This window comes from Kribbella sp. NPDC050820, assembly GCF_040653975.1.
Taxonomy (GTDB): domain Bacteria; phylum Actinomycetota; class Actinomycetes; order Propionibacteriales; family Kribbellaceae; genus Kribbella.
Genome location: NZ_JBFAHB010000007.1, coordinates 60,112 through 76,733, shown reverse-complemented (window position 1 = coordinate 76,733; position 16,622 = coordinate 60,112). Strand labels below are relative to the sequence as shown.

The 16,622-nt window shown below is 70.0% G+C and carries 16 protein-coding genes; 3 read left to right on the top strand and 13 right to left on the bottom strand.

What is annotated here, in order from left to right; all coding sequences use genetic code 11:
- Positions 1–855, top strand: a complete 855-nt coding sequence (locus tag AB0H36_RS09060; RefSeq protein ID WP_360519038.1) for a hypothetical protein — start codon at positions 1–3, stop codon at positions 853–855.
- Here the strand turns inward: AB0H36_RS09060 and AB0H36_RS09055 are convergent.
- Together AB0H36_RS09055 and AB0H36_RS09050 are read right to left on the bottom strand one after the other, a co-directional pair.
- A complete protein-coding gene (locus AB0H36_RS09055) occupies positions 833–1,708 on the bottom strand; it encodes a hypothetical protein (RefSeq protein ID WP_360519035.1) in 876 nt (291 codons plus the stop codon). The two genes, AB0H36_RS09060 and AB0H36_RS09055, sit on opposite strands and share 23 nt — an antisense overlap.
- Position 1,709: 1 nt before the next feature.
- The gene (locus AB0H36_RS09050; protein WP_360519032.1) at positions 1,710–2,708 is read right to left on the bottom strand and encodes an SPFH domain-containing protein; all 999 of its coding nucleotides are present in this window, start codon (positions 2,706–2,708) and stop codon (positions 1,710–1,712) included.
- A 78-nt stretch (positions 2,709–2,786) separates the two neighbouring features.
- On the opposite strand from AB0H36_RS09050, the gene AB0H36_RS09045 reads away from it, so the two are divergent.
- The gene (locus tag AB0H36_RS09045) at positions 2,787–3,467 is read left to right on the top strand and encodes an NUDIX domain-containing protein (protein WP_360519029.1); all 681 of its coding nucleotides are present in this window, start codon (positions 2,787–2,789) and stop codon (positions 3,465–3,467) included.
- Positions 3,468–3,601: 134 nt separating this feature from the next.
- Here AB0H36_RS09045 and AB0H36_RS09040 read toward each other — a convergent pair whose 3' ends face one another.
- The 8 genes from AB0H36_RS09040 to lipB form a co-directional block, all read right to left on the bottom strand.
- Positions 3,602–4,495 (bottom strand): carbohydrate kinase family protein, encoded by an 894-nt coding sequence (locus AB0H36_RS09040; RefSeq protein WP_360519026.1) that lies wholly within the window; start codon positions 4,493–4,495, stop codon positions 3,602–3,604.
- A 99-nt stretch (positions 4,496–4,594) separates the two neighbouring features.
- Positions 4,595–6,550: a CocE/NonD family hydrolase gene (locus tag AB0H36_RS09035; RefSeq protein ID WP_360519023.1), complete on the bottom strand. Its 1,956-nt coding sequence runs from the start codon at positions 6,548–6,550 to the stop codon at positions 4,595–4,597.
- 95 nt (positions 6,551–6,645) lie between these two features.
- Entirely contained in the window at positions 6,646–7,275 is a 630-nt protein-coding gene (locus AB0H36_RS09030; RefSeq protein WP_360519020.1) for a 3-oxoacid CoA-transferase subunit B, read from the bottom strand.
- A 1-nt stretch (position 7,276) separates the two neighbouring features.
- Positions 7,277–8,065, bottom strand: coding sequence for a CoA transferase subunit A (locus AB0H36_RS09025; protein ID WP_360519017.1), 789 nt, complete (start codon positions 8,063–8,065; stop codon positions 7,277–7,279).
- A 134-nt stretch (positions 8,066–8,199) separates the two neighbouring features.
- On the bottom strand, positions 8,200–9,126 hold the full coding sequence (locus AB0H36_RS09020) for a hypothetical protein (protein ID WP_360519014.1): 927 nt from the start codon (positions 9,124–9,126) through the stop codon (positions 8,200–8,202).
- A gap of 43 nt (positions 9,127–9,169) precedes the next feature.
- Positions 9,170–9,871, bottom strand: coding sequence for a carbohydrate-binding family 9-like protein (locus AB0H36_RS09015; RefSeq protein ID WP_360519011.1), 702 nt, complete (start codon positions 9,869–9,871; stop codon positions 9,170–9,172).
- Positions 9,864–10,280 carry a hypothetical protein gene (locus tag AB0H36_RS09010; protein ID WP_360519008.1) on the bottom strand — a complete coding sequence of 139 codons (417 nt, stop codon included), beginning with the start codon at positions 10,278–10,280 and terminating at the stop codon, positions 9,864–9,866. Before AB0H36_RS09010 ends, AB0H36_RS09015 begins: the two co-directional genes overlap by 8 nt.
- 9 nt (positions 10,281–10,289) lie before the next feature.
- Positions 10,290–10,919 carry a lipoyl(octanoyl) transferase LipB gene (lipB, locus tag AB0H36_RS09005; protein WP_360519005.1) on the bottom strand — a complete coding sequence of 210 codons (630 nt, stop codon included), beginning with the start codon at positions 10,917–10,919 and terminating at the stop codon, positions 10,290–10,292.
- Positions 10,920–11,233: 314 nt separating this feature from the next.
- On the opposite strand from lipB, the gene AB0H36_RS09000 reads away from it, so the two are divergent.
- A complete protein-coding gene (locus tag AB0H36_RS09000; protein ID WP_360519002.1) occupies positions 11,234–12,760 on the top strand; it encodes a DUF4185 domain-containing protein in 1,527 nt (508 codons plus the stop codon).
- Between the two features lie 7 nt (positions 12,761–12,767).
- Here the strand turns inward: AB0H36_RS09000 and AB0H36_RS08995 are convergent, their stop codons facing one another.
- Genes AB0H36_RS08995 through AB0H36_RS08985 form a run of 3 tightly spaced genes read right to left on the bottom strand, consistent with a single transcriptional unit; the run spans position 12,768 to position 16,616 of the window.
- Positions 12,768–14,120, bottom strand: a complete 1,353-nt coding sequence (locus tag AB0H36_RS08995) for a threonine/serine exporter family protein (protein ID WP_360518998.1) — start codon at positions 14,118–14,120, stop codon at positions 12,768–12,770.
- Entirely contained in the window at positions 14,120–15,109 is a 990-nt protein-coding gene (locus AB0H36_RS08990; RefSeq protein ID WP_360518995.1) for a sugar-binding transcriptional regulator, read from the bottom strand. Before AB0H36_RS08990 ends, AB0H36_RS08995 begins: the two co-directional genes overlap by 1 nt.
- A 7-nt stretch (positions 15,110–15,116) precedes the next feature.
- Positions 15,117–16,616 carry a DUF4038 domain-containing protein gene (locus AB0H36_RS08985; RefSeq protein ID WP_360518992.1) on the bottom strand — a complete coding sequence of 500 codons (1,500 nt, stop codon included), beginning with the start codon at positions 16,614–16,616 and terminating at the stop codon, positions 15,117–15,119.
- Between the last annotated feature and the right edge of the window lie 6 nt (positions 16,617–16,622).

Here is a 16,622-nt window from a genome sequence, read left to right as displayed (position 1 = left end):
GTGCAGCTGGTCCCGGACCGGTCGCGAGTCACGCCGACGGACCCGGTCACGGTGGCGACGCTGGACGACGTACCTCCGGCGGACCTGCTGGTCGTCAACGGCGCGGAGGCTTGGCCGGCGGACTGTGCGGCCGCACTGAAGCGCCTGCCCTTGGTGGCGAGCTCGCTGGCCTACCTGAAGCCGGTGGAAGCGCCGCGGGCCAAGGAGTTCCGGTCGCGGCTCGAGCTGGTCACGGCGGCGTCTCCGGCCGAGTCGGACGTCTTCGCGACGTACCTGGGCTGGCAACGGCGGGTGCGGATGGTCGGCTCGGCGCAGACGGACAACCTGCCGGACTACACGCCACAGGCCGACCGAGTGCTCGTGCTGACCAGCGTGACCCGGCCGGACCCGACCGGTGGCGCGGCGCCCGGGACTCAGCTGCTGCTCGATGCGGCGGCGAAGTTGGAGGCCGCAGGCAAGCACATCGTGGTCGGGCTGCACCCACGCGAGGACCGGACGCTGTGGGAGCAGTACGAGATCAGTCCGCTCGGGTCGGTCCCGGCCTCGGCGACGGCGGAGTGCGCGGTGGGCATCCCGGGCACGGTGTTCCCGATCGTTGCGGCGGTCGGCGTACCGCTGGTCGGTTGCGTCGACCCGCGGTTGCAGGTGCCGGAGTACATCCTCGACGTCTGCTCCTCGACGATCGACAAGCCGGAGCTCGCCGTGGAAGCCGTGGCGAACGCCCGTCCGGCCAGCCGAGGTGATGTCTTCGCGGCCGTCGGACCGATCGGCGGGTCGGCCCGGCGCTTGTACTCCGCCTGGCAGACAGTCATCACCTGCAGCCGATCGGGCGTCACACGACCAGATGCAGCTTGACCGGGGCGACGCCGACCTCGACGCGCTGACCCCAGCCGATCGCCAGCGTGTCCGACTCCATGCCGTCGCCGAAGACCACGAGGTCCGACTCGGCGGTGATGGTCAGTACGTCAGGCGCCTTCACCAAGCCCTCGGTGTTGTCGGTCCCGGTCGCCGGTGACGGCCAGGCCTCACGGACGAACCAGCACAGCGTCGGGTCCGTCGGCGCGGGCAGGGCCAGCGGACTACGCCGTTCCTGCCAGGCCGATCGGCACCAGCCGGTCGACCCGGTGCCCGTGCCGACCAGGATCCCGGACGACGACTGCCGCTCCGGCAGGCTGTCAGGCGAGGACAGTCGGTAACGCGCGGACTGATGCGTGCGATGCCCGATGTAGACCTCGTTCAGCGCGATCAGTTGCTGCCCGTCGTCGGTCCTCGCGGCCACCATCGTTCGCTCAACGACGGTCCGCTCGTGCAGCAGCTCGGTGATCGCGGCCGGCTCGTGCGGCACGAGTACGCCGGGATTGCGCGCCGGCTCGGGGTTGATCCCGATCACCGGCTGGCCGTCCAGGTACTTCGCCACGTTCGCGACCAGGCCGTCCTGGCCGACCGCGATCACCACGTCCTCCGGGCCGAACCCGAACCGGTCGAGGTCGTTGCGCTCGGCAACAGCACGCCGCCAGTCCAGCGGGATCGCTGCCGACACCGTCGCGAGCGCCTCCTGCTGGGCCTGGTGCCGGGCGTCGAGCTCGGCCAGGTCCCGGCCGCGGCCGGCCAGGAAGAAGCCGGCCTGCTGACGGGTCCCGTGCCGGGCGACAAGCTCGGTCAGCTCGGTCGCCCGGTGCACCAGCACTGCCCTGGGTGGGAGGCTCATCTCAGGCCCGCTCTCCGGCGGTCAGCTTGGCCAGCAGCGGCGTGAGCAGGTCCGGCGTGAGGTTCAGCGTCCCGATCTCGGGCAGCGAGCCCTGCTTGATCGCCATCGCCAGGATCGTGCCCTGGTCCAGCTCGGCGTACGCGTCCAGCATCGCCTTCTCCGCAACCGCCTCGGCGGCGCCGATCACCCGCTTCGCATCCGCCTCGGCCTCGCTGAGCGCCCGCTTGCGCCCCGCCGCGGCTGCGGTCTCGATCTGCCCGGCCGCGGCGGCTTCCGTCGCTCGAAGCCGCTCGTTCTGACCGCGCTGGTTGACCAGTTGCTCCTCGCGCCGGGCCAGCTCGATCTGGTTCTGCAACTCGTTCTCCGCGATCGACCGCTCCCGCTCGACCGCCATCGCCCGGCGCTCGTACGTCGCCTTGTCCGCCGCCTGCTGCACCATCTCCCGGGTCGGTGTCTGCAGCGCCTTCTCGACGTCCCGCTCAGCCCGTACGGCGACCACGCGGACGTCCTCGATGCCGATCCCGAGGCCGGTCAGGCGCTGGTCCTCGCGCAGCCCGGTGCTCATCGCCCGGCGGAGCCCGGTCATGCCCTCGGACAGCGCCTCGGTCAGGCTCATCCGGGCCAGCAGGTCGAGCGCGGTCTGCTGCGCCAGCTCGGTGAGCAGGCCGCCGAGCTGCTCCAGCGGCGTCGACCGCCACAGCCCGCTGTCCGGGTCGATGCCGAAGTCCAGCCGGGCCGCGGCCAGACCGGGGTCGGTGACCCGGTAGGTCACGGTCGCCTGCACGGCCACGTCCTGGAAGTCCTGCGTCCGGCCGTGGAAGAGCAGCGGCTGCTCGCGGTCGTCGACCGGGATCTCGCTCAGCGACGAGTTCAGCGCGCGGAACCAGAACGCCTGGCCGGCGCCGTCGTGCACCAGCTTGCCGTTGCGCAGGTGCCGGACGTGGGTGGTCGGGTTGGCCCGCAGGTGGCTGATGAAGCGGAACCGGGTGATGTCTGCCATCTCGCATCTCTCCTTGTCGTCAGTTTGACGATAAGGGGTTGGATGACTTTTCGTCAAGGTGACGATTAGAGTGCTGTCATGGACTTCGTACCGCTCGGCGTGGCTGCCGACCTGGTCATCCTGACCGTCCGCGACGGCGCCTTGCAGGTGCTGCTGATCCGGCGGGGGATCGCGCCGTACCGGGGTCGGTGGGCATTGCCGGGTGGGTTCGTGCGGCCGGAGGAGGACCTCGAGCAGACCGCTCGCCGCGAGCTCGCCGAGGAGACCGGCCTCTCCTCGGACCGGATCCACCTCGAGCAGGTCGCGACGTACGGCGCTCCCGCCCGCGACCCGCGCGGTCGGGTGGTCAGCGTCGCCTACTTGGCGCTCGTGCCGGATCTGCCCGCGCCGGTCGCCGGGACGGACGCGGCGTCGGCGAGTTGGGTCGGCGTCGCCGAGGTGCTGGACGATCCGGGCCGGCTCGCGTTCGACCACCACCGGATCCTCACCGACGGCGTCGAGCGGGCCCGCGCCAAGCTCGAGTACTCACCGCTGGCGACCGCGTTCTGCCCGCCGGAGTTCACCATCTCCGAGCTCCGCGGCGTCTACGAAGCCGTCTGGGACACGCCCCTCGACCCCCGCAACTTCCACCGCAAAGTCACCAAGACCCCCGACTTCGTCACCCCCGCAGGCGCCACCACCACCCGAGACGGCGGCCGCCCCGCCCAACTCTTCCGCCGCGGCACCGCCACCACCCTCCACCCACCGATGACTCGTTAGGGCCGGGCGGAAGCGGGTGGCAGCGCGCTTGCTGCCGTTGCTGAAGGCATCCAGGCGGCCCGACATCGTGAATCTGGTGTCCGCGGCCGGCGAGGTCTGTGTGATGTTCGCCGTCGGTCAGCCGCGGGACTGCTTCATCCGAGCGTTCTACTTCGAACAGCTAGATCCTCGGCCGTGATCAGGTCGGTGTGCGTGCCGGGCGAGCCGCAGGCCCAGGCGCCGGCGACCGATCCGGCGTGCGCGGCGTCGTACCAACCCACCCCGTCGAGCCAGCGGGCCAGGAACGCGGCGACGTAGGCGTCGCCGGCGCCGTTGGTGTCGACGACCGGCCGGTCGGGGAGCTCGACCGCCGGGAGGTGCACGGGTTCCTCGCCTCGGACGTGCAAGTAGCTGCCGTCAGCGCCGGCCATCGCCACCACGACCTCGGCCCGGCCGTTGGCGAAGATCCACTCGACGGCGTCGTCCGGCAACGCGCTGGTGGAGACGAACACGATGTCGGCCGCGGTCGCGAAGTCCTTGTGGTAGTCGTTGCGCCCGTCCCAGTCGTGCAGGTCGGTGGAGATCGTGCAGTCCGCGGCGAGCGCGTCGGACAGCGCGTCCCGGGCGAAGTCCATGATCGAGACGTGCACGTGCCGCGCGCGGACGACGTTCGTCCGCCAGAGGTCCGGGTCGACGCGCAGGCCGGCAGGCTGGCGGGCGTCGTACAGGGCCAGGCGACGGCCGTCCGGGGCGACCAGGTTTACCGATCGGCGGGTGCCACTCGGATGGAGTACGACGTGCAGCGGCATCCGGAGGTCGTCGTACAGCTGCCGGATCCGGCGCCCCTCCGCGTCGTCGCCGATCACGTCCGCGAGGCCGGCCTGCAGGCCGAGCAGGTGGCAGCCGAGCGCGACACCGTGGCCGGTGTGGCCGACATACGTCTCGACCGGATCGACGTGGATCGTCTCGGTCGCCGGCAGCGGCAACCCCGGCACCCGCACGATCGTGTCGACCCCGACTCCACCGATGACGAACACGTCCAGCTCCATGCCCCCCGTCATACCGGAATTCGCACCGAAGTGTCAGCTGCCTTTAACGCGATGTGGACAGCCAGGCGGGACCAAGCGGCCCGCCTGGCCGTCAGGTCGCTACCGCGACGTCTCGACGAACTGCCGGATCAGTTCGGCCGGGTCCCGCTCGGGCTCAGGATGCGCCTTCTGCCGTGCGGTCACCGTCTCGGCCGGACCAGGAGTGCGCAGCGAGGTCGTCGTACCGGTCAGCGGCAAGGTGAGCGACGATCCCGCCGGGTCGATCGTCAGCGCCCGGCGTTCGACCAGGTCGTCCGGGTTTCCCGGCTCGACGGTCAGGACGAGCCCGATCCGGTGCCCGGCGGCGAACACCGCGTCATCGGCGTTGAGCTCGAAGGTCAGGTCGTACCAGACTCCGCGCTGCAACGACTCACGCTGGGTCAGGGATCGGTAGTGACCGATGTCCGCCATCGTGCGGGCCACCACGTTCAGGTCGGACGGCGCGGCCGCGATGCCCGTGTCGGCGTAGCAGCCGGTGTCGGTCGCGTTCCCGTCGCCCCAGCAGGTCGAGGTCCCCTTGGTGAAGTACGACGTGTAGCGCGTGGCCGGACCGTAGTCCACCAGGCGTGCCTTGATCGCCGCCGACGGCTGGGAGGACTGCACGCGGACCTTGACGGTGCCGGTGCCGGACAGCCGCACCGCGCCGGTCAGTTCGCTCGTCAGGAACACGGCCCGGTCGGGCCGCAGCGTTGTCGGGTCGAGCACGTAGTCGTCGTCGGAATCCTTCCGGTCGGCGAACTCGACTGTGCCCGAGGAGGGCACCGCGTCCGTCGTCAGCGTGCCGGCGGTCCGGCCGGTCGGCGCGGCCAGTGACAGCTTGGTCTGCTGGGCGCCGGCGGCCGGCCAGGTCGCCTCGGTCGTGAACGCGCCGTCCTCGCGCTGGATCGTCGCCATCGGAGTGTCCATCACGCCGTTGTCGAGGCCCTGCAACCAGTGGTCGAACCAGGGGTGCAACCGCTGCACCCAGGTGTCGCGGTAGCTGAACGAGTCGATGTGGACGTCCTGGTGCAGGAAGATCTTGCGCGGTACGCCGTTCTTCGCCAGCTCGTCCCACCACTCGCCGAAGTGTCGCGTCTTGACGTTCTCGTCGTTGAGGCCGTGGACGACGTACACGCTGGACTTCACGTTCGCGGCGTCGAGGCGGTAGTTCCGCGGGTCCCACCAGGGGCTGTAGCTGCCGGTGGCCGAATCGGACGCGGCTTCGAGCTCCTTGGTGAGTTCCGGACAGCGGGGACTGACGTCGTTGCTGACGTAGTCGTGCAGGAACCCGACGTACTTGCCCCAGAACGGGACGCCGTAGCTGCGGGTGTAGTCGTACCAACTGGAGATGGCCGCGATCGGCACGATGGTCTCGAGGCCGTCCACCCCGGTGCTGGCCACCGAGTTGGCGATGGTGCCGTTCCAGGAGACGCCGATCATGCCGGCCTTTCCGGTGGACCAGTCAGCCGTCACCGGGGCACCCGCGGGCGTGGAGCCCTTCGCGCGGCCGTTCAGCCAGTCGATGACCGCCTTGCCGCCGGCCACCTCGTAGTCGCCGCCGACATCGTCACAACCGGACGAGCGGAACGTGCCGATCAGGTCCACGAAGGCGACCGCGTAGCCGCGCGGTACGAAGTAGTTGTCCAGCCAGGTGTTGAACACCGTGCGGGTGCCGTTCGCGTCGAAGTAGCTTGCCGGGTTCGAGGCGTAGTACGGGGAGGCCTGGATGATGACCGGCACGTCGACGCCGGCCTGTGCGGCCTCACCCGGGCGGATGAGGTCGACCATCACCCGGTCGTTGACGCCGTTCTCGTCGGCGTCGACCGGCACCTCGACGGCGACCCGTTCGCGGATGGCGTTGTCGTACTCGTACACGGGCGCCGTCTGGGTGCCGGTGACGAACGGCCGGCTGTCGGCGGGCCGGCCCGGCGGCGCTGCGTTGGACGTCAGTGGACTGAAGGCGATCGCGGCGAGAGCTGTGGCCGCTGTGGCGACCGCGATGGTTCGGCGTGGTCGCAGGGACGAGCTGAGCAGCATGGGCGGACTCCTGAGCTTGGCGGACACGCCCCGCGCTGTGGCGCAGGGCGTGCCCGAACCCTAAGCCGAGTCGTCGAGCCGCACCAGAGTTGCCGTCACTGCTTGATCGGGGCGCCGGTCTTGGACTGGAGGTCGTCGAAGGTGACGCCGTCGGCGAGCTCGACCAGCTTCAGGCCGTCGTCGGTGACGTCCAGCACGGCGAGGTCGGTGATGATCCGGTTGACCACGCCGCGGCCGGTGTAGGGCAGATCGCACTCCTCGAGGATCTTGTGCGAGCCGTCCTTGGCGACGTGCTCCATCAGCACGATCACCTTCTTGGCGCCGTGCACCAGGTCCATCGCGCCGCCCATCCCCTTGACCATCTTGCCGGGGATCATCCAGTTCGACAGGTCGCCGGTGGCCGACACCTGCATGGCGCCCAGGATGGCCGCGTCGATTGCGCCGCCGCGGATCATCCCGAACGACAGTGCGGAGTCGAAGAACGAGGCCCCCGGCAGCGTCGTGACGGTCTCCTTGCCGGCGTTGATCAGGTCCGGGTCCTCGTCCCCCTCGACCGGGTACGGCCCGACGCCGAGGATGCCGTTCTCCGACTGCAGTACGACGGTGACGCCGTCCGGGATGTAGTTCGGCACCAGCGTCGGCAGGCCGATGCCGAGGTTCACGTAGGAGCCGTCCGCCAGCTCCGCGGCGGCGCGGGCGGCCATCTGCTCACGGGTGAGTGGCATCTCAGGCCTCCATCTTCTCGCGCTGGGCCTCGTAGGCCTCGCGCGGCTGAACCGTGCGCTTCTCGATCCGCTTCTCGATGTCCTTGCCGACGGCAACGACGCGCTGGACGTAGACACCGGGCAGGTGGATCTCGTCCGGGTCCAGCTCACCAGGCTGGACCAGCTCCTCGACCTGGGCGATGGTGACCCGGCCGGCCATCGCGGCCAGCGGGTTGAAGTTCCGCGCGCTGCGGTCGAACACGAGGTTGCCGTGGGTGTCGCCCTTGAGCGCGTGCACCAGCCCGAAGTCGGTGGTGATCGAGTCCTCCAGCACGTACGTCGTCCCGTTGATCTCCCGGGTCTCCTTCGGCTGCGACGCCTTCGCGACCGTGCCGTCGGCGTTGTACTTCTGCGGCAGCCCGCCCTCGGCGACCTGGGTGCCGACGCCGGCCAGCGTGAAGAAGGCGGCGATCCCGCAGCCGCCGGCCCGCAGCTTCTCGGCCAGCGTGCCCTGCGGGGTCAGCTCGACCTCGAGCTCACCGGACAGGAACTGCCGGGCGAACTCCTTGTTCTCCCCGACGTACGACGACGTCATCTTGGCGATCCGCTTGTCCGCGAGCAGGATCCCGAGGCCCCAGTCGTCGACACCGCAGTTGTTCGACACCACGCTGAGCCCGGTCACCCCCTTGTCGTGCAGGGCGCTGATCAGCTCCATCGGGTTGCCGCACAGCCCGAAGCCGCCGACCGCGAGGCTCGCGCCGTCGCCGATGTCGTCGACCGCTGCCTGCGGCGAGTCGTACGTCTTGTCCATCCGGCTGCTCCGTTGCAGTGTCGGGGGCTGGGTCGACTCGACTCTAACCAGCCATCCGCGAGTCCGGCGAGACCCGCCTGTTGTGGCCGCTGCCACAGGTGTGTCGCCGTACCACAGGAGTGTGTGGCCTGGTGCTATGCGGAGGCTTCGGAGTTGATCAGGAGGTTCAGCTCGTGCATCGCCTCGTAGCGGGCGTCTTCCAGATCCTCGGAGTCGCGGGACAGGACGACGGCCAGGTGCTCCCGGGCGGTCAGGAGGTCGCCGCAGCCGCGGGCGACCCGCGCCAGGCCGATGTGGGCGGCGGCAGCCGTTTCCGGCAGCTCGGCGTGCTCGGCCAAGGCCAGCGCCCAGCTGAAGTCCTCGCCGGCCGCGTCCAGGTCACCATGGCGGCGGTAGAGCTCGCCCCGCTGGCACAGGAGCAGTCCGGACTCGTCGTCCGCGCGGAGCTTCTCGGCCAGCTCCAGGGCCTCGCTGATGACGTCGACCGGGTCGTCCACGATCTCTCTGAGCGCGGTCAGCGCCAGGAACATCCCCCAGCGGTCGTCGAGCATCCGGAAGCGTCCCAGCGCCGTACGGAGCGCCTGAGCGGCATCACCCGGAGTGGCGGACGTCAGGCCCGGGTAACCGCGGCACAGCTCGACTGCTGCCCTGGTCCAAGCGTCGCCGCCCTCGTTCCGCGCCAGGACCTCCTCGACCACCGCGGCGGACTCGAACGGCCCGAACACCAGCGACCACAGCAGCACGGTGACGGAGTACCGAAAGGGACCTGTCGTCGCCTGCACGATCTGCTGGGCCAGCTCCAGCTGCTCCTGCTCGGCCGACGCGGCTCCGTGCAGTACGGCGAGCAGGTACTCCTCGTCGAGTCCGACAGGCACGCTCCGGCCCAGGATGCTCAGCACCCGCTCAGCGGCGGCGGCAGCCTCGTCCTGCAGTCCTTGGGACCACCAGTGGCTCGAGTACTCCGCGACAAGCCGCAGCGCCGTCCGGGGGTCGCTCTCACAGGCACGCTCGATCGCGCTCACGACCTCGTCGCCGTACCTGTCGTCACCCCCCAAGTCCACGTACCTCATTGTCCCCCTGGTCTGTTGACGCCGGGTAGCGGGGTCAGAACCGAAGGATGCCCCAGCGGTCCGGGCGGTGCATGTCGACCACGTACTGCGGCGACCAGACCCAGAAGCTGAGGTCGTCGCCCTTCACGTAGGCGCCGTCGACGACCTCGTGCGGCCACTGGCAGCGCATCAGGTTCATCCGCCACTCGTCACCCGGGTTCGGCGGCGTCGCGCGACCCTCGTTGTACGCCGCTAGGTCCGCCCACGGTACGGCGAGCTCCACCGACCAGCCGGTGTCGATGTCGGACGGGTCGTTCAGCGTGCCGTCGATGTCGATCGCTGTCCGTAGCCCGGGCAGGTTGGTCGGGTCCACCGGCACGCCGCCGTCGACGTACGGCTTCGGCAGGGTCAGCTCCCAGATCGTGCCGAGCGGGTTGATCTCGAACTCGTAGTAGTTCAGCCCGTCGCCGTCCGGGTCGAGGAACAGTTCGAAGTTGTTCTCCTCGAACAACTTGGTGTTCTTCTCGGCCATCGTGGACCAGACGTGCGGCTCCTCGAGCAGACCGCCGACGTAGAGGTACTCGTCGTCGTACATGAGCTTCGCCCGGGTCCGGTACTGCGGGACCGGGCCGTCGCCGCCGATGTCGACGAACGGGGTGGTCCACGGCGCGATGTTCCAGGCCGGGTCGGTCAGGGTCCCGTCGAGGGCGGGGGCGACCGGCGTACGCGGGCAGTCGTAGACGGGCAGGTCAGGCATCGGCACGCTCCAGGAGTCGGGCGACGAGATTGGCGACGAGGAAGGTGATCGCGGTCAGCACCGGGACGACGGCCAGTGTCCACGGTGACGACAGGTTCTCGGTGAGGAACGCCAGGACGACGATCAGCATGAAGGCGACGCCGAGGAAGGCCACCACGCGCGGGTTGGGCATCGCGAGCCGGCTCAGCGCGAGCCCGCCGAGCACCATGGTGATCGCGACGATCAGCACGAGCAGCGGGAGGCCGAGCGCGCCGCAGTTCGTGGTGTCGCGGAACCGCTCGCAGCTGCGCTCACTCAGCCACACCAGCGCGATGGTCGCGAACCCGCACAGCAGCCCGACGACGGCGAGGATCACCACCGGCGGCAACGGCGGAGCGTCGTACCGGCCGTCGTCCTCCTCCTGGCTCATTGCCGCAGGCTACCGGGATCCGAGGGAGTGGGCGATCGCGTCACGGACGGCGGCGTCCGTGGGCGCCGGGACGCCGCGCTCGGCGGCGAGCTCGGCCAGCGAGACCATCGTCACGTCGTGCAGGCCGCAACTCGTGAACGTGTGAAAGACCGTCATGTCCGGGTCCACGTTCACCGAGAAGCCGTGACTGGTCACGCCGCGCCGGATCCGCATCCCGATCGAGCACAGCTTCCGGTGGTCCTCGGTCCAGACCCCGACCAGGCTGCTCGCGCCCTTCGGCGTGTCTCGTCGTACCAGCGGGAACCCGAGTGACCCGAGCGCCTCGATCAGCCCGTTCTCGAGCCAGCGCACGATGTCGACCGGCCCGCGGCGCTTCAGGTCGATGACCAGGTACCCGACCAGCTGGCCCGGCCCGTGGTACGTCGCGAACCCGCCCCGATCGACCGCCACCGCCGGAATCCCCGCGGCCTCCGCCGGCAGATCGTCCAGCACGGTCCGCGGCCCGTAGGTGATCACCGGCGGATGACTCAGCAGGAACAGCCGGTCCGGAGCCGCGTCCTCGACCCGCTCTTCCACCCAGCCGCGCATCTCCTTCGCCGCGACCTCGTACTCGACCTCACCCAGATCCACACGCTGCACGACATTCAGCGTAGGTCGTGGCTGGTGGTCCCGCGCAGTAGGCGCGGGACCAGGAGACACCGCCTAGGTTCCGGTCAGGGACCACTGGGGGTCCGAGCTAGAAGCGGGGTATCACCGCGTGGCCCCGGTCAGCGCCGGGTCACTCCGCCACCGGCGGAGCCGACGGGCCCGGGAAGCTCCCGACCGTCACACCTTGGAATCGCACCAGCAGGAAGTAAACCACACCCAGCTGTTGACCCATTGACAACGAAGGACTACGTTCGGCGGAAATCGATTTCTCACGATCGTGCTCTGCCCGCCCGAGGAGACAACGCATGCGGAAACGATTGCTACTCGTCCTGCCCGTGCTGATCGGAGCCGCTCTGGTGCCGGCCGACCAGTCCTCCGAAGCCCAGGCGTCCGCGGTGCCGTCGCCCGCCGAGCGCATCGCCAAACTGACCGGCCCGGAGTCGATCAACGACACCGAGGCGCGGTTCGCCCTGAAGGCGACCGACCTCGGCATCCTGTGGGACAACGGGTCCGGGGAGATCCTTACCGCGTTCGGCGACAGCTACGGCAGCGGCTGGACCGGCCCGGGCGGCGGTGTCGGCGACCCGGCCACCATCGACTGGCGCTGCAACCTGCTGTTCCGCAGCAAGGACCGCAACCTGGCCGACGGGATGTCGCTGGACTCGGCCGCCGAGGACCGTCCCGGCCACGCCAAGCAGTTCCTCGACTGCAAGAAGGTCGACCGCGACGAGCACACGGTCATCCCGACCGGCGGTATCGCGGTCGGCAAGCGCCAGTACGTGCAGTACATGTCGGTCAACTACTGGGGCCCGGCCGGCAGCTGGTTCACGAACTACTCCGGCTTCGCCTACTCCGACGACAACGGCGAGACCTGGACCAAGGACCCGAACGCACGCTGGCAGAACACCAAGGCGTGGGACAACAACTTCCAGATGGTGGCCCTGGTCCGCGACCAGGGCTACGTCTACATGATCGGCACACCGAACGGCCGCTTCGGCAACGCCCACATCGCCAGAGTCCCGGAGCAGCAGGTCCTGCAGAAGAGCGCCTGGCGGTACTGGGACGGCCGGACCTGGTCGCCGAAGGAGAGCGCGGCGGTGCCGATCGCGATCGGCCCGGTCAGCGAGGTCTCGGTGCAGTGGAACGCGCACGTCGGCAAGTGGCTGATGATGTACCTGGACGAGACGCGGGCATCCGTCGTACTGCGCTCGTCGAAGTCGCTGACCGGACCGTGGAGCGGCGAGCAGGTTGTTGTGAAGGGCAAGGACTTCCCCGGACTGTACGGGACCTACATGCACCCGTGGTCGTCCGGTGACGACCTCTACTTCACGATGTCGCAGTGGGATCCGTACAACGTGTTCCTGATGCGCACCAAGCTCACCGACGACGGCCAGGTCACCAACCTGGTGAGCGACCCCGGCTTCGAGGACCAGACCGGCAGTACGCCGACCTCACCCTGGCAGCTCAACGGCCGGGGCGGCATCGACCGGTCCAACCTCGGCCACAGCGGCACCAACAACGCCTACGTCCGGGACTCGATCGGCACCCACCAGCTGCAACAGAACGTCGTCGTCCGGCCGCACCACCGCTACCGCCTGTCCGCCTGGATGCGCACCGCGGCGAACAACACCGAGACGATGCTCGGCGTCCGCACCCTGCGCGGCCAGACCATCGCGCAGAAGTCCGGCGGGGCGCACCCGGCGTACGAGAAGGTCAGCGTCGAGTTCGACTCCGGCCGTGAGTCCCTGATCGAGCTGTACGGCGGCTTCTTCGGCCGCGGCCAGGACGTCTGGCTGCAGCTGGACGACGTCGTACTGGAGGAGATCAGGTAAGGCGGGCCTACTGAGGCTGAGCAGACCGTCGGCGGGACCGGCGGGATCCGGTCCGGCGACGGACCGGACGGCGTGGTCCGACCAGGCGTGGCCCGGCGAGGCGATCCTCGAGTCGCCGGGCCTCGCGGCGGATCGGCTGGGCGACGTACTCACCGAGGATCACACCGGACGCGATGGCGACACCGATCGCGACCGCGGTCGCGAGGCTGACGATGCCGATCAGGTTGCCCAGTCCCATCAGCTCGTAGAGGCCCTTGTAGATCGTCAGTCCCGGCAGCAGCGGAATGGTGCCCGACACAACGACCACCAGCGGCGGCACTCCGGTACGCCGACCCAGCGAGTAGCTCCCGAGACCCACCACGAAGGCCGCGGCTGCCGTCGACCACGCCGGCCCGAACGAAGCCCGCGTCATCAACGTGAAGACCAGCGACCCGAGCGCCCCGATGATCGCGACCGGGAGCAGCACCCGCAGCGGCGCGTACGACGCGTACGCGAACGCGACCGCCATCAGCGCACCGGACCCGACCATGATCGGCAGGTTCGCCAGCTGGATCGTCTGCGCCTCGATGCCGACGTTGAGACCGAGCTTGATCCCCACCGTGAGGCCGAGGCTCACGCCGGCGATGATCCCGCCGGTCAGCAGCATCGCCTCGAAACTTCGGGCCGCCGCCGTCACGTAGTACCCGGTGAGCGCGTCCTGGACGGCACCGGTGAGCGCGATCCCGGCCAGCAGCATGATGATGCCTGCGGCAACGACCAGGGACGGTTTCACCGGCGCGTGGACGGCGTACAGGACCAGCGCGACCGCGGTGGCGACGAACGCGCCCGCGACCTGCTGGTAGAAGGCAGGCAGCCGCTGCCGGTTGAACCACCGGTTGTTCAGGTCGATCACGATCGCGGTGACGACCGCGACCAGCGTGATCAGCCAGCCACCACCGAGCAGCAACGTCGCGCCACCGGCCATCACCCCCCAGGCCAGCACGGCGCTCCAGCGTGGGTACGGCGGTCCCGCCGACGTCAGCCGCGCCAGCTCGCGACTCGCTTCGTCCCGGGTCACGTCGCCCCGGGCGAGTCGCCGTACCAGCCGGTCGACGTCGGTCAGCCGGGAGAAGTCCTGCGAGCGGTAGCGGACCAGGCGGATGTGGGTCTCGGGCGCGACCTCGGGCGCCGCCTGGTACGAGATCGCCATCGAGGTGAAGGTGATGTCGACCTCGCAGCCGCGCAGCCCACCGGCCGCGGTGACGCCGAGGATGGTCGCGGTCGCGTCCGCCGTACCGGCGCCGCTGGACAGCAGCACCTCGCCGACCCGCAGGGCCAGGTCGAGCGTCCGGTAGACGTCTTGCTGCTCCTCGCGATCCATCAGGCGTCGAGCAGGCGGTTGGCCATCGCCAGGTCGGTGATCAGGATGTTGACCCAGCCGCCGAGCAGCGCGGCCCGGATCGCGGAGAACTTCCGGTCGCCGCCGGCCACCCCGATCCGGCGCGGCACCGCCAGCAGCTCCTTGGCGGTCACCCCGATGACTCGCTGGTCGAACGTCGAGCGCACGTGCTTTCCCTCTTCGTCGAAGAACCGGAAACAGACGTCGCCCACCGCGCCGAGCCGGCGCAGCTCGTCCTGGTCGGCCTCCGCGACCGCGTTCCCACTGCGCTGCAACAGCGGTGAGGGCTCGAGGCTGCCGATCCCGACCAGGGCGTCGGTGAGCTGTCCCCAGGTGCCCAGAACGTCCCGAACGGACACGTCGTTCATCATCGCCCGCCGGACCGCCGGGGTGCCGACCAGGCCCGGGGCGGGCAGGTAGACCGGCATCCCGCCGGTCAGCTCGGCGAACCGGGCGGTCAGCCGGGTGGCCTGCATCTGTACCGCGGCGTCACCCAGCCCGCCGACGATCTGCACCACCCGGTCCACGACCGGCACGCTCTTGCGCGGCATCCGGTCGACGGCGCTGATCAGGGTCTCGCTCCAGGACGAGATACCGATCACATGCCCGCCGGTGAGCGTCATGTCGATGTACGCCGCCGCGCCCGAGCCGAGCGCCGGGAGCACGTCGTCCGCCACGCCGAGGGTGTCGACGACGACCGCGTCCCGCAGTCCGTACCGGCCCTGGAGCTCGTCCTCGAGGTCGCTGTGCACGCCGCTCGGCATGGTCACCACGGTGTGCACGATGCCGACCTCGACGGCCTGCTTGAGCATCCGCGACACCCGCGCCTGGGACAGGTTGAGCTCAGCCGCGATCTTCGGCTGCCGGATGCCCTTCTCGTGGTACATCCGGGCCACCTTCGCCAGCAGCCGCAACTCGTCCAGCCCTGGCTGGCGCACCGCGCGGTTGTTCACGTCGAGACCCCCTAACAAGCGACGACTATAGGTCAGCCAGGCAGATGTAGACGCGGGGCTGTCCACCGGGGTCGGGGAGGACGTCGCGGGGCGAGTCGCGCTTGCCGGCGGCCACCACCGAGCCGTCGCGGGGGTCGATGATCGTGTACGGCAGCGGCACGTCGTCGTCGAACACCGGCACCGGGCCGCCGTGCTCGCGGTAGATGATCAGCAGCCGGCCCGGCACGCTCAGCGCCCGGCCGGAGATGACCCGGGTCCAGTCCGGCTCCATGTCGGTCGTCGGCAGCCCACGCAGGATCTTGGTGAGCAGACCGACGTACGACGACCCCTCGAAGCCGACCGCCTCCCGCCAGCCCGCGCCCGGCGCCGCGAAGAAGTCCGCGTGCCCCGGCTCGTCCGGATGCAGCTTCCACTGCCACAGGCTGCCGGCGCCGTAGACGACGCCCATCGTCCCGCCCGCGCAGAGGTTGCTCCACGCCTCGTGACCCTGCCACCAGCCGGCGCCGACGCCGGTCCGCCCGGTGTTCTCGTACGTCGGTTCGCCGTTCGCGATCGCCTTGACGGGCCGGTTCCGCCACATGTCCGCAACCCGCTCGGGGACGTGTTCACCGCTGTGACCCGTCTGGCACCACTGGAAGTCCAGCCAGTCCGCATCCTGGTGCGCGTCCGCGTGGATGTGCGGGCGGTAGTGGATGCCGGTCGGCTGCTCGTAGCAGTCCGTCGCGTGCACCTCGGCCCCGCCGGCGGCGATCTGGGGCTCGCGACCGGATCCGTCCCCGCCGACCAGGTAGATCGCCGGCTGAGCGCCGTACCGGGCGACCAGGTATCGGCAGTAGCGGGCATACTCCTCCGGCGGTACGACGGGCCCGGCTACCTCGAGGCCCTTCCAGCCGAAGCCGTGGAAGACAGGCTGGAGCACCGGGACCAGCCCGTGCTCGACCAGGATCCGGAGCAGGTCGTCGAGGTACTGGAAGTACTCGATGTTCGGCTGGTTGAGGTGCCCGTCCGGGAGGTCCTCGAAGCCGACCGCGAAGCCTTCGTCCTGGGTGCGGTCGCGTGGGCCGACGGCACGCATGTCCGGCTGCACGGTCATCAGCAGGACCGCGTTGAACCCCTTCGCCTGCCGGTCGGCGGCGTACTCCCGGACCTGCTCGGGGGTCGCTCGCCAGGGCAGCGCCCAGGCGGTGTCGCCCGCGAGGATGGCTGGCGTGCCGTCCGCGTGCACCAGGCTGCGACCGCCGGGCGACATCCGCCAGAAGCCGCGTGCGTAGAACGGGTCGTCCTGCCCGGGATCAGCCGGTTCCACGTCGAGCTCGCCGCTGTCTGAGCCGCTCGTCCAGGTCCACCGGCCGGGCGACGGCGCGGCGAAGCGGACCCGCCAGGTGTCACCGCCGTCCCAGAACGCGGGCCGCCGCAGCCGGAGGCCGCTCTCGTGCTCGAAGTCGGCCCACTCCTCGGCGGCGTACGGCTCCTCGTGGTTGCGCGTCAGCGTCAGCTCGACTGCACGCCAGACTGAGATGGACATGACACT